The sequence below is a fragment of the Winogradskyella sp. 266wxhm genome (assembly GCF_058964685.1).
In genome coordinates, this window is the sequence record NZ_CM179559.1 from 771,841 (window position 1) to 783,993 (window position 12,153).

14 protein-coding genes, 1 tRNA gene and 1 pseudogene are annotated in these 12,153 nt (G+C 31.6%); 5 read left to right on the forward strand and 11 right to left on the reverse strand.

The features are described from left to right. Nucleotides 1–275: 275 nt before the first annotated feature. The 7 genes from AC2H4K_RS03540 to AC2H4K_RS03570 all read right to left on the reverse strand — a co-directional run bounded on the left by AC2H4K_RS03540 (nt 276) and on the right by AC2H4K_RS03570 (nt 6,529). A complete protein-coding gene (locus AC2H4K_RS03540) occupies nt 276–989 on the reverse strand; it encodes a LytR/AlgR family response regulator transcription factor (protein ID WP_281138355.1) in 714 nt (237 codons plus the stop codon). A 9-nt stretch (nt 990–998) separates the two neighbouring features. Next, the gene (locus AC2H4K_RS03545; protein ID WP_281138357.1) at nt 999–1,316 is read right to left on the reverse strand and encodes an Hpt domain-containing protein; all 318 of its coding nucleotides are present in this window, start codon (nt 1,314–1,316) and stop codon (nt 999–1,001) included. Further along, nucleotides 1,303–2,340 (reverse strand): sensor histidine kinase, encoded by a 1,038-nt coding sequence (locus AC2H4K_RS03550; protein ID WP_348634878.1) that lies wholly within the window; start codon nt 2,338–2,340, stop codon nt 1,303–1,305. The genes AC2H4K_RS03545 and AC2H4K_RS03550 overlap by 14 nt, the downstream gene beginning before the upstream one ends. A gap of 24 nt (nt 2,341–2,364) precedes the next feature. After that, nucleotides 2,365–3,498: an FIST signal transduction protein gene (locus AC2H4K_RS03555; protein WP_281138359.1), complete on the reverse strand. Its 1,134-nt coding sequence runs from the start codon at nt 3,496–3,498 to the stop codon at nt 2,365–2,367. A 1-nt stretch (nt 3,499) separates the two neighbouring features. After that, nucleotides 3,500–5,479, reverse strand: coding sequence for a PAS domain-containing sensor histidine kinase (locus AC2H4K_RS03560; RefSeq protein ID WP_281138792.1), 1,980 nt, complete (start codon nt 5,477–5,479; stop codon nt 3,500–3,502). Further along, on the reverse strand, nt 5,479–6,018 hold the full coding sequence (locus tag AC2H4K_RS03565) for a heme NO-binding domain-containing protein (RefSeq protein ID WP_281138360.1): 540 nt from the start codon (nt 6,016–6,018) through the stop codon (nt 5,479–5,481). The genes AC2H4K_RS03560 and AC2H4K_RS03565 overlap by 1 nt, the downstream gene beginning before the upstream one ends. Before the next feature lie 100 nt (nt 6,019–6,118). Then, nucleotides 6,119–6,529 carry a response regulator gene (locus AC2H4K_RS03570; protein ID WP_281138361.1) on the reverse strand — a complete coding sequence of 137 codons (411 nt, stop codon included), beginning with the start codon at nt 6,527–6,529 and terminating at the stop codon, nt 6,119–6,121. A 309-nt stretch (nt 6,530–6,838) separates the two neighbouring features. Between AC2H4K_RS03570 and AC2H4K_RS03575 the strand changes: the two genes are divergently transcribed. The 5 genes and pseudogenes from AC2H4K_RS03575 to AC2H4K_RS03595 all read left to right on the forward strand — a co-directional run bounded on the left by AC2H4K_RS03575 (nt 6,839) and on the right by AC2H4K_RS03595 (nt 10,385). Continuing rightward, nucleotides 6,839–7,210, forward strand: coding sequence for a transposase (locus AC2H4K_RS03575; protein WP_281138362.1), 372 nt, complete (start codon nt 6,839–6,841; stop codon nt 7,208–7,210). Nucleotides 7,211–7,239: 29 nt separating this feature from the next. After that, nucleotides 7,240–8,061, forward strand: a pseudogene (locus tag AC2H4K_RS03580) (IS3 family transposase); the annotation flags it as partial. Nucleotides 8,062–8,124: 63 nt separating this feature from the next. Beyond that, nucleotides 8,125–9,030 (forward strand): hypothetical protein, encoded by a 906-nt coding sequence (locus tag AC2H4K_RS03585; RefSeq protein WP_281138363.1) that lies wholly within the window; start codon nt 8,125–8,127, stop codon nt 9,028–9,030. Nucleotides 9,031–9,258: 228 nt separating this feature from the next. Further along, nucleotides 9,259–9,852 (forward strand): acyl carrier protein, encoded by a 594-nt coding sequence (locus AC2H4K_RS03590; protein ID WP_348634880.1) that lies wholly within the window; start codon nt 9,259–9,261, stop codon nt 9,850–9,852. A gap of 185 nt (nt 9,853–10,037) precedes the next feature. Then, a complete protein-coding gene (locus AC2H4K_RS03595; protein ID WP_281138364.1) occupies nt 10,038–10,385 on the forward strand; it encodes a VOC family protein in 348 nt (115 codons plus the stop codon). Between the two features lie 140 nt (nt 10,386–10,525). Here AC2H4K_RS03595 and AC2H4K_RS03600 read toward each other — a convergent pair whose 3' ends face one another. From AC2H4K_RS03600 to AC2H4K_RS03615, 4 genes are all read right to left on the reverse strand, one after another. Then, on the reverse strand, nt 10,526–10,726 hold the full coding sequence (locus AC2H4K_RS03600; RefSeq protein ID WP_281138365.1) for a hypothetical protein: 201 nt from the start codon (nt 10,724–10,726) through the stop codon (nt 10,526–10,528). A 55-nt stretch (nt 10,727–10,781) separates the two neighbouring features. Continuing rightward, a tRNA-Met gene (locus AC2H4K_RS03605) sits at nt 10,782–10,854 on the reverse strand. A 119-nt stretch (nt 10,855–10,973) separates the two neighbouring features. Next, on the reverse strand, nt 10,974–11,816 hold the full coding sequence (locus tag AC2H4K_RS03610) for a leucine-rich repeat domain-containing protein (protein WP_281138423.1): 843 nt from the start codon (nt 11,814–11,816) through the stop codon (nt 10,974–10,976). Between the two features lie 141 nt (nt 11,817–11,957). Then, nucleotides 11,958–12,140: a CPXCG motif-containing cysteine-rich protein gene (locus AC2H4K_RS03615; RefSeq protein WP_281138424.1), complete on the reverse strand. Its 183-nt coding sequence runs from the start codon at nt 12,138–12,140 to the stop codon at nt 11,958–11,960. Nucleotides 12,141–12,153: the final 13 nt, after the last annotated feature.

A 12,153-nucleotide genomic window follows, 5' to 3' on the forward strand; every position in this document is an offset into this window, starting at 1 on the left:
ATTTCGATGGACAAACATTATGTGTAGACCAATGGAAGATAATATTTGATGTGTTGTTTTTCAGAATATTACAAAACACATTAGATATTTCTACAAAGTAAAAAAGGCACAGAAAACCTGTACCTTTTTTACTTTTGCTATCTAACCATATTCATAAAACTAACTTTGAATATGATACAAATATAGATTTGAAAGTAGTGTAGAGTTAATAATATTCGTTTGTTGGTAAACCAAGTACCTTGAATCACATTTTTGAAACGTTAAATGGATTTTGATTAAAGAAGATTTAAGCGCTTCATTAATTCTGGACGGTTAGAACGACTCACCGGAATAACATCTTTCTTTATTAAAACACTATTGTCTTCAATGTCTATAATTTTATCAACGTTGATGATATAGGAACGATGAATTTTTAAAAATAGACTGTCTGGTAATTTGTCTTCAATCTTTTTTAAAGTGGAGTGTACGGTGTAGTTTTTTTCTTCGGTCTTTATTTGAATATAATCACCTTTAGCTTCAACCAAATAAATGCTAGGAATATCTATCTTAATAAGGCGTCTATCAATATTAACATAGAGATCATTTCCTGAAGTAGTTTCTACCTCATCGAAAGCTTTTGCTTTAGATTTTATAGGTTTTGCAGAACTCTCCGCTTTTTGTATCGCTTTACTAAAACGGTCTGGTGTAATTGGCTTTACTAAATAATCTACGATACAATCATATTCAAAAGCTTGAATGGCAAAATTAGCATCTGAAGTAGTAAGTATAATCTTTGGTGGGTTTTTAATGGTTTCAATAAAATCGAAACCTGTAAAATCTGGCATATGAATATCCAAGAAAATTAAATCTACATCATTTTGATTTAAATATTTAATAGCCTGAATTGCATTTGGAAATTCCTCGAGAACATTTAAGCTAGATTCGTTGGTACAAAGCTGAGATATAATAGCTCTGGCTGTGGCTTCATCATCAATAATTATACAATTCATAAAATAGGGTTATAAGGTCTCTAAAAAATCGGTTATGTTTTGCAAAATTGATTCAAATTCAATTTTGCCTTCTGTACTGTGTTCCATGAGGTTATTCTCATAATTCACAGCAACTTCATAACTCTTCTCAAGACCTAAAATACTAATTTTATGTTTAATCTTATGTACATTTCCTGCCGTTTCTTTATAATTACCAGCCTCTATATTACTGAAATAGAATGCTTTTTCATTTGGAAACTCTGCTTTAATAATATCTATGAGCTTTTGCTCAAAGTCTTTATCGCCACCAGACATATTATAAATGTAATTGAGATTAGGCTGCTCCACGAGGTTGTTTTTTTATAGTGAAATAAAATGTTGTGCCTTTACTCATTTCAGAAGTTAACCAAATTTCGCCACCATATATTTCTACTATCTTTTTTACGATTGATAAGCCAATTCCTGTAGAATCTCCATTGTTTTCAAGCTTTTCAAATGTGTTGAAAATCTTATCGAAATATTGCTCCTCAATCCCTAAACCATTGTCTTTAACGTAAAATTCCCAAAATGGTTCTTTGTTGCTAAAGCCTATCTTAATCTGGCATTGAGGTTTATCATTATACTTAATTGCATTACCAATTAAGTTTTGAAATAACTGTTGCAATCTGTACTTATCACCAATTATGGTTGGCAAATCTTCTATTTCAATGGAAACATGTTTCGGTATTTCCATCATTTTAAGCACATCTTTCAGTAATAAATTAAGATCTATGTTATATGCTTCTATTTGGTTTTTACCAATAGTTGAATAGTTTAAAATACCATTAATAAGCGCATCCATTTTTTCAACGTTTGAGCGGATTAAACCAAGTTGCGCAGTAACATGACCATCTAGCTTGTCTTTATTATCTTCCATTAACCAAGCGGTTAGTGTATCTACACTACGGAGTGGTGATTTTAAATCGTGAGACACCATATGTGCATAATCGCTAAGCTCTTGATTTTGATGCTCTAGCTCCTTCAAAAGTAGCTCTCTTTGATTATTTATCTCAACAATTTCCTTAGCCTGATTTTCTATAAAACCAACAAGTTCTATTCCGTTGAGTTCTTTGTCTTCTTTACTTTCAGAATTACTGTCAAAAAACTTTAATCTATTGATAACATTTTTAAGCTTGTCTATTAATTCTTTTTGTTCTTTAGCTTCTCGCTGTAGTTTTCTGTTGGCTTCAAACAACTCTTCAGAACTAATTTTCATAGCTCTTTGAATCATATTAGACTGTTCTTCAAAATTATTATAAGACAAATCAACAGCATTTAGAAAAGCTTCCAAATCTTTATTCTCCTTAAGTTCTTCACTTAAGAACTTGCGCATTTGTCTTTTGAGCAGTGAATTCATTTATTCACTAATTAAAGTAATAGTCATTGTTTGATTATGTAATTGGCATGCAACTTCACCATGAAAAGGAGCTATTTCTCCATAGGAATAAAAACCTGAAATAGTAGTGTCTTTCCCCAACACTTCAATGACCTCTTCTATTTCTTCTTCAACACGTTGGTCTAAAACCAATTTTCTACCTATGCAGCTAATTAGCATGGCAAGTTCAGGTTTTGTTTCTCTTAGCTCTAATGCTTGTTTTGCAGCTCTCTCTGATGCGTTGGCTATATTGTCTACATTGGTCATCATGAGTTGTACTTTAGCATTTTCTGCTATATCGCCTGCTAAAATTACAGCATTGGTTTCTTCATCAATATTTAAAATAGACCTTACTATAGATTGTTTTTCATTTTCTGAAGTTACATTCAATGGGTAAAGCAAAGCCGCACTTGGAAGATCTTTTGCTTTATCTCCTAAATACGATTTATACAAATCTAGTGCAGGTTTTCCGTCTAATTCATATAGAGTGTTACCTTCAGATTTAGTGACGATTCGTTCTGGTCCAAACGGTGTCCAACCACCATGAATAGAGAAAGAAATATCTAAAGTATCCCCATAAAAACCAATAGCTACAATTTCGCCTGACTTCGGATTTTCATTGTAGCCTGCTATTGTTTTTTCAAATCGGGTATCGTCACCACATAATCCACCTGTGATAATAATGTTATCTCCAGTTGAAGAACTCATTCCTTTTGTGAGCTGACTTCCGTTTATAAAACTTCCTTCAGATACCACAAAAATATATTTTAATCCTTCTTTTGGAAACTGACCAATTAACTCATCACCTGTTTTATAACTATCTAAATCTTTATTTAAAACATTACTAGTTTTAACTATAAAGTTGCTTTTTTCAAACTCTATGGCCGTTATGGTAATACTATTTTCATTAACTGTATCAGAAGATATTTCTGCACATGCAGATCCAAAAATAATTTCACCATCAGGAAAGAGCTCCTTTATTTCGTCATAAATTTTGGTATCTTCCAAAGCAAAACGATTACCGAACACTAATACTAAAGGTCTTTTCAAGTCTTGTTTTGGGGTTATATAATCCCAGCTTTTATTACCTTTTTTTACTAATTGTAATGTTTTCATATTATTTTTTTAATGTAAAATGAAACGTAGTTCCTATTCCTGGCTTACTGTTTAGCCAAATTTTGCCATCATGAAGGTCAACAATTTTTTTCACTATGGAAAGTCCGATACCTGTTGAATCTTTACTTTTATTTAAAGAATGAAAAATCTTAAATATTTTTTCATGAAATTTTTCTTCTATGCCTATACCATTATCACTAATTGAGAACTGGTAATAGTCAGAAGACACATTTAATTTTATGTCTATCTTTCCTTTAGGCTTATCAATGAACTTTACAGCATTACTGATAAGGTTTTGAAACAGCTGTTGCAGTTTTGTTTTATCACCAGTGACTATAGGGAGTTTATTATGAACCTCTACCTCAATATGCTCTGGGATGTACAGAATCTTTATTAAGTCATTAACTAAATCATTAGTGTCCACAGACTCATTTTTACTATTATCTGAACCTACACTAGAATATTCTAAAACATCAGAAATCAGTTGCTCCATTTTCTCTAATGTTGTTTCAATATGACTAATATTTTGCATACTCGCTTCATCCAACTTATCCTTATTATCTTCTTTTATCCATTGTAATAAAGCATCAATACTACGTAGCGGAGATTTTAAATCATGAGAAACAATATGTGCATATTCTTGAAGTTCATCATTACTTTTTTCTAGCTTTAAGAGCAAGTTTTCTTTTTGAAGATGAAGTGCCTTTATTTCTGTAATGTCATAAACAATACCTATAGAACCTGTGACTTGACCATTAAAATTATAATTCGGTGCACCACTTATTAGCCAGTGTCTTAATTCTCCTTTTTTATTTTTTATCCTAATTTCATAAGCGTTGGTTAATCCATTCTTTCTTTCCTTCATTCTCTCTTCCACCATATCTCTATCAGCTTTTGCTAATAGTATATCCTTACCTACCTTACCTAAGACTTCATCTTCAGAGTAACCTGTCATTTTAAGATAGCTCTGATTAGCCATCACAATGCGTTCTTCTTTATCTAGTTCTACCAAACCGAGATGCATGTTGGCAATGATGCTTCTGTATTTTTCTTTCTCTATTTCAATACTCTGCCTGTATCTCCTTTTTAAAGTTATATCTCTATATTTCCACAAATGACCTTTGTATTTAGAGTCACTAAAAACAGGTATATAATCTCGCTCTAGAATCTTTCCATTAACCATTTTGAGTTCATCGCCTAGAGTCAATTCCCTTTTTTCAACAATTTCATTGATTCTTTCTACGAATCCTTCTGGATCTAGAAACATGTTTTTACTTTGCTCTGCTGAATTTGAACAATCAGATCCAACTAACTGTTCTGGTAGTAGAGGAATCTCAAACAAGTTGCAAAACTTGTTATTAGTTAATACAATTTTTCTGTTTTCATCCTCTAGAAGAACGCCAGAATCTAAATTTCTTATGAGTGTAGATAATCTGTTTTCTGATTGTATAAGATGTTCTTCAGCCTCTTTATCCTTGGTAATATCTCTAACAATACCTTGTGCTGCTATAGGCTTGTTTTCTGAACCTATAATAATACTTGCATTGATTTGAACTAGCTTTTGTTCACCAGATTTCGTGTTAATTTTAACCTGAAAATTAGTTACTGCTCCTTGATTCATTAAAATATCGAAAGCTCCCATAACATTATCTACCTCTGATTCATCAGCCAATGTAATGAGATTGAAATCCTCTAATCTTTTATCATAGCCCAAAAGATGGACTGCGGCATCATTCATCTTTAGAACATTTCCCCACAAATCCATAACAACGTAAGCATCAATGATGTTTTCAAATACGCCTTTTAGTTCTGAAGTACGTTCTTGAACAATCTGCTCTAGCTTAGTGTTCGATATCTTTAACTCTTGGGTTAGGTTGTAAAGCTCAGTAGATTTCTCTTCAAGAATTTTTTCAGCTGCTTTTCTTGAAGCTCTTTCACGCTCTAGTGCTCTTTTTAAGATTTCTGTTTCATCTAAGGTCATCATGCTTTATTGATAAAAAACCGTACCTCTGTACCAGCTTCATTTAGTTTTTCAAGATTAATTTCAACAGGAGTTTTGAAAAGCTTGAATGTTTCTTGCATTAGACCTTTACCTAACATATACAATGCCTTATCTGATTTATAAACCATAACCATCTTATCGTCATTTCTATCTTCTAACTCAAAGGTTGGTAATTGGGCATCTGGATAAATTTTTTGAACCTCTACATGAATATGGTTTTCTATTGAAGCCAATAAATCCATAGGGTCTTTGTAGTGGTCTACAAGATTTGGGTGCGATCGCACAAGCGCTTTAAATAAATGCTCTGAGTACACTAACAATAAATCGTCTTTAGAAATATCTGTATTCTCACTAAGGTGCGTAAGCAATTGAAGCATTTCTGAAAACTCATAAGTTCCTACTGAAGTATAGATACCACCAGATTGTAGCTCGGATTGAGTGATAATTTTATCTACCATAGCTAAACCAAACTTCTCTTCTACGAGTTCTAAAAATTCAGTAAAAATTATTCCTTTCATGTGTTTATTTATATTGCTTTTGAATGACTACATGAAACCTTAATTATTAAAAATAATTACATAACTCTATGTCAATATTTATTTTAAAATCTTGAGTTCGCTATACCGTAATCAATTCATTTATACTCCAATATGCTAATAATTTTTCAATTTTAGAAACATAATCTTCATATTTTAAGGGTTTTAACACATATCCTGCGATACCGATTTTAAAACATTCTAAAAGATCACGTTGATTATTAGAGGTGGTTAATATAATTGTTGGAATATATTTTAAACGGTCATCGGCTTTTAAGATTTTTAAAAACTCAATACCATTGATTTTTGGCATATTTAAATCCAAAAGAATAATATCTGGAAGACTGTCTTTTTTCTCTAACAATTGTAAAGCTTCTTCACCATTGTTGGCTTCAGTAATTTTATGATTTAACTGTAATGAATCTGTAGCTCTTTTGAGCTTCATTACTTCTATCATATCGTCTTCTATAAGTAAAACATTGAGGGATTTCAAAGCATTAAATTTTAAATTTCCACACAAAATAACCTATTTATAATGCATTATTTTTTGAATTTAGTCTAAACGGAGTTTAACGTAGACGAATGGAAATTAAGTGTCGACGAATGGTAAAAATAAATACTAATGTTTACGATAATAAATCCTTAGAAACATATACTTATCTCACTTTTAACAGCTTATTAAATGATTTAAAAGATTTGTTATCTTAGTAAACCTATAATGTGGATATAGTTAATGCGTATATCCTGTTGTTGTGAGCAATTATGACCCGTCCTGAATAAAGGCTACATAATTTTAAACATTATGTACAAAAACGACAAAATCATCAGAAGGTATTCAGAACCTTTTAAACTGAAAATTTTAGACGAACTTACAACCGGTAAATTAAACAAGTATCAATTAGGTAAGGCTTATGGAATTAATCCAACCACAATCAACGAATGGATTAAAAAGTACAATCGTAAAGACCTTATGAACACTAGAATAACTGTGAAAACTAAAGATGAAATAACACGCATTAAAGAACTTCAAAAAGAAATTGAACAGCTTAAAAAACTCTTGTTAAAAAAAGACCTAGATGCCATGATTCAAGATTCATACCTTGAAGTTGCTGCGGAAGACCTTGGCTATAAATCGGTTGCTGAACTAAAAAAAAAGCTAAATATAGAGCGTTAGATAAAACTAAAGTCAATGCTAAAGGATTTGCGTCTTTAACCACAATTTGTAACGCTTTCGGACTTAAACGTGATGCTTACTATAAGTATAAAATCAGAGCTGATAATCGTTTAAAACTCGAACAACAGAGCATTCAAATTGTCAACCAAAAACGCAGATCCTTACCTAGAGAAGGTGTGCGTAAACTCAAAATATCTCTAAAAGATGATTTTGACAATGCTAACCTTAAAGTAGGCAGGGACACACTTTTCAACATTCTTAGAAAACACAATATGCTTATTAACAGAAAGAAACCTAGCTATAAAACAACCAATTCGTTACATAGGTTCTACAAACATAAAAACATTATCAAAGATGTCATTGTTAATAGACCTAATCAAGTCTGGGTAAGTGATATCACCTACATCAGAACTGTAAAAGGGTTTTGTTATTTAGCGCTTATAACCGACATGTATTCTAGAAAAATTATAGGTTATGACCTTAGTGACAGCCTTGAACTTAGCGGTTGTACCAGAGCGCTTAAAAAGGCTTTATATCAAGCTAAAAGCACAGAGAACCTCATACACCACTCAGATAGAGGAATACAATATTGTAGTAATGTGTACACGCAAATTTTAAAGAAAAACAACATCAAAATTAGTATGACAGAAGATAACCATTGCTACGAAAACGCTATTGCGGAACGTGTAAACGGCATCCTAAAAGACGAATTTTATCTCGACCAGACCTTTGATAGCGTGAAACACGCGAAAAGAGCTACCAAAAATGCTGTTAATCTATACAACCAAATAAGATTACATGTATCTTTAGACTATAAAACACCGAATATGGTATATTTAAAATCAGCTTAAAATCAATTTTTAACCTGTAGCCATATTTCAGGACTAGACATTAAAACCAACATTCGTAAAATTATGATGAAATCGCCATTATATGTAAGTGCAATAGAATTATTAGCACACGCTACCGAACTTTATGGAGAAAAAAATGATAGAAAATTTAAGTTTGTAATTCTTCATTTAGCGAATTCAGTAGAGTTAATTCTTAAAGACAAATTGTTAGTAGAAGGGAAATCAATTTACAGTACAAAAAATCAGAATTTGACAATTGGAATTTGGGACTCTTTCAAAGGTTTGGCAGATTTAGGAATTACTATACCTGAAAAACCAATAATTGAATTACTTGTAGATGATAGAAATACATTACAACACAGATTTGGTTTTCCTAATGAAGAGGCAGTCTATTTCTATTTGACTGGAACTAAAGATTTTTTCCATCGTTTTCTTAAAGATGAATATAATTCCTCATTAAGAGAAGAATTAGAAGTTTATCTCTCAAAAGATAATTTGGAACTATTAGGTATATCAAAAAGTGAATTAGACCACATCAAAAAGTTAAAGGATGTTTCGGTGAAAATGGCGATTCTACAAATATCTGGAGATATTGAGAAATTAGGTTTTGATATAATAAAACCATATCGTGAAACAAAAAACACGAGGGATATAAATATTCGTAGAAAGCTAATGATGCCAATGATGTATTCATTGAACGTATTATTGCGAATTCTACTCGAAACGAATGAATTAACCGAAGATGATTATTCTGACTTAAAAAATAAATATCATCAGTTTAGGGATTATCGTAACCAAATTTCTCACGGTCGATTAAAAAAGTCGGTAAGCAAGAAAAAATTAGAAGATGTTTACAAATATGGGATTGAACTATTAAAAGTTTTAAAAAACGGAACCGAAAAAAATATATTTACGCACGAGAGATTGGATAATGCTTTTGGGTTTAGTGATGAAGAAACTGACGAATAATAACTGCTCACAACAACGGCTATAAGTAATGCGGGATTAGGTGCTTAACCCGAAAGAAATCGTTATTTTGCAATGACTGCCAAAACCTTGTTTTGGCTTTTTGAAATATTAAGATAAAAACCCGAAAAACAAGGTTTTGGCCCTGTGCTCAACCGAAAGGAAAGTGCTTGTTTGCGCCCGCACTACTCATAGCCACGACCGTTGTAAAACATTTAAATCAAACCGATAATGGGATTAGATTCAGTCGAATTAGTGATGTCTATTGAGGACAAATTTGGAATACGAATTGAAGATTCTGAAGCCGAAAAAATTTATACTATTCAAGATTGCGCTAACATTGTTTTCAGCAGAATTATTATAAATCCCACAGATAAATGTCTAACTCAAATAGTATTTTATAGAATCAGAAAAGGGTTAAGAAATTTGACTTCGGCCGAAAAGGAAATAAAAACTGATATGAAAATATCGGAATTATTTAATCAATCGGAATTGAAAGAAAAGTGGAGTCAATTAAAAACGGAAATTGGACTTGAATTACCTGATTTAGTAGCGTTAGATTTTAATCCAGAATTAGGTTCTCACGTCAAAATTTTCGGAATTAAAACTATTAAACGAACAACACCTGTTTCAAAAGGAACATTAAGACAATTAGTGGATTGGACAATATCTTTAAACAGGGACAAACTAATTGACATTGAAAATATATCAAGCAAATATGAAGTTGAGCGAATTATTTGCGGAATAACTGAATATAATACTGGAGTTCCAATAAGTGAAATTGAATTACATCATTCTTTCACAAATGATTTAGGAATTGACTAATAAAAACGTTTTACAACAATGTGTATAGTTCATTGCTGGTAAAGGCTTACAACGGAAATTCCTGCGGAATTTCCTCGTCATTTTGTACTTGCAAAGTTAATCGCTAAATTCTCACAAGAAACCATAGCCAAAACCGTTATAAAGCATTAAATAAACCCTTTTGTCATTGAAAAATCCAATAATAAATGAAAATAAACCTTCTTGTAATCAGAACACAAAATCCTGACCATTTAAAAACTCAATATGAGGAAATCGGATTTGAATTTGATTATCACCAACACGGAAATGGACCTTTCCATTACGCAAGTGAAAATAATGGATTTGTATTCGAGATTTACCCTTTGACTAAATCAATGAGAGAAGCTGACAATTCTTTAAGACTTGGATTTGAAGTTGAGAATTTAGAAACGACAATTGATAACATTAAAAATACCAACTGGAAAATCCTAAATGGAATAAACATAACTGAATGGGGGAAAACAGCAATCATACAAGATTCTGATGGACGAAAAATCGAATTAAAAAATAAATAACGCTTTGCAACAAGGGCTATATTTCATTGCGGCTGGTTTTACTAACCCTCGACTTTATTCAGAATATACTCTAACATATTTTATCGCTAAAGGCTAATCTAAACCGAAAATATATACCTTTAAAATTATATAAAAATGATTTAGTTAGTCATTATATCATAATAAGGTAATTTCCCAATTTTAGGATTACGATAAGAGAAATAAACATACCAGCGTTTATTCAAATCCCCTTTGGCATTAAAGATCCTAGGTTCTGTAAATTTCGGTTTGTGTTCCAAATTGTGTTCTAAATCGTGTTCATTTTGACACTCTAAGGTAACCAATTCATGAATATAAAGCATAAAAAAACGGTTTAGAGTGAACTAAACCGTTGGTTTTGGTGCGATTTACGCTTAGTAGCGGGAACTGGACTCGAACCAGTGACCTTCGGGTTATGAGCCCGACGAGCTACCTACTGCTCTATCCCGCGATATCGGACTGCAAATATACAATGCTTTTTAGATTTGACAAGTTTTAATCAAAAAAAAACACTCAAATAATTTTTGAGTGCTTTTAATATTAAATTATGGCTAAGAAATAATTCTAAATTTAATCGTCGTCTTCCTCTTCATCTAAAGTTGCTAACTCCCCTTCGGTATTTGCTTTGTCTAGTTCAAAATCTACAATTTTAGGAAACTTCCCCTTTAATGCAGCAAAATTCCCCTGAAGTTGGTTATTGTTTAATAATAGAGTTCTTAGATTACTTAGTTGTGCTAATTCTCCTGGAATATTTCCAAAGAATGCGTTATTAGATAATACTAGTTCCTCTAACTGACCAAGTTCACCTAGTGAAGCTGGTATAGCGCCTAATAAGCTATTATCAAATACACTTAAAACTTTTAGAGATTTTAGGTTTGCTAAACTTTCTGGCAATCTTCCTATAAGGTTATTACTGCTAAGAATTAAGCTCTCTAATTTTGTAAGATTTCCAACTGAAGCTGGTATTTCACCAGTAAAATTATTGTTGAATAATTCTAAAGACTTCAAATTGGTTAACGATCCTATATCTGATGGAATTTTTCCTGTTAAATTGTTTGAAAACAATTTTACCTCAACAAGACTAGTCATACTAGTCAATGTTTTTGGTAATTCTCCTTCCAATTTATTAAATGATAGATCTAAAACTTTAAGACTTGATAATTTAGAAATAGACTCTGGTAATGTTCCTTCTAGTTTATTGAAGCTAAGATTAAGCTCTACAACACTTGAATCTTCAATTTTTACTCCAGACCATGTTGAAACTGGTTTTTCTAAATTCCACGTTCTATTCCACGATTTACCATTTGTAGAATTGTATAAGTCTATAAGAGCTGCTTTCTGATCCGTTGAAATCTCAGCAAAAGAGAGCAACGAAACGAAGCAGAAAAGTAGGGTTAGTTTAAGCATTTTCATTCAAGTAGGTTTTGGTTAGGGTACACACTATGCTTGCTTTAAGTAAACGAATATATAAGCAAATTCTATAAACTGCAACTTTTTTCGATGAACTGCACAGGGTGTTTTTTCAAATAATTGATTATCAGTTAATTAAAAAACTTACTGTTCAATGTTTTTTGCTTCAAAATTTATAATTTCCTGATTTTCAACCACTATAGACACTTGAATAGGGTTACAGCAAATCTCACAATCTTCTATATAATTTTGATGATTTTGGGAGGTATCTACAAGCATAGATATTTGCTCCCAACAATAAGGACATTGAAAAAAATACTCTTCCATAAATTTTACCTCT

Coding starts and splice junctions, on each gene's coding strand:
- AC2H4K_RS03540 (WP_281138355.1), bottom strand. CDS start 989: ATGAATTGTATAATTATTGATGATGAAGCCACAGCCAGAGCTATTATA.
- AC2H4K_RS03550 (WP_348634878.1), bottom strand. CDS start 2,340: ATGCGCAAGTTCTTAAGTGAAGAACTTAAGGAGAATAAAGATTTGGAA.
- AC2H4K_RS03555 (WP_281138359.1), bottom strand. CDS start 3,498: ATGAAAACATTACAATTAGTAAAAAAAGGTAATAAAAGCTGGGATTAT.
- AC2H4K_RS03560 (WP_281138792.1), bottom strand. CDS start 5,479: ATGACCTTAGATGAAACAGAAATCTTAAAAAGAGCACTAGAGCGTGAA.
- AC2H4K_RS03565 (WP_281138360.1), bottom strand. CDS start 6,018: ATGAAAGGAATAATTTTTACTGAATTTTTAGAACTCGTAGAAGAGAAG.
- AC2H4K_RS03575 (WP_281138362.1), top strand. CDS start 6,839: ATGTACAAAAACGACAAAATCATCAGAAGGTATTCAGAACCTTTTAAA.
- AC2H4K_RS03585 (WP_281138363.1), top strand. CDS start 8,125: ATGATGAAATCGCCATTATATGTAAGTGCAATAGAATTATTAGCACAC.
- AC2H4K_RS03590 (WP_348634880.1), top strand. CDS start 9,259: ATGGGATTAGATTCAGTCGAATTAGTGATGTCTATTGAGGACAAATTT.
- AC2H4K_RS03595 (WP_281138364.1), top strand. CDS start 10,038: ATGAAAATAAACCTTCTTGTAATCAGAACACAAAATCCTGACCATTTA.
- AC2H4K_RS03600 (WP_281138365.1), bottom strand. CDS start 10,726: ATGCTTTATATTCATGAATTGGTTACCTTAGAGTGTCAAAATGAACAC.
- AC2H4K_RS03610 (WP_281138423.1), bottom strand. CDS start 11,816: ATGAAAATGCTTAAACTAACCCTACTTTTCTGCTTCGTTTCGTTGCTC.
- AC2H4K_RS03615 (WP_281138424.1), bottom strand. CDS start 12,140: ATGGAAGAGTATTTTTTTCAATGTCCTTATTGTTGGGAGCAAATATCT.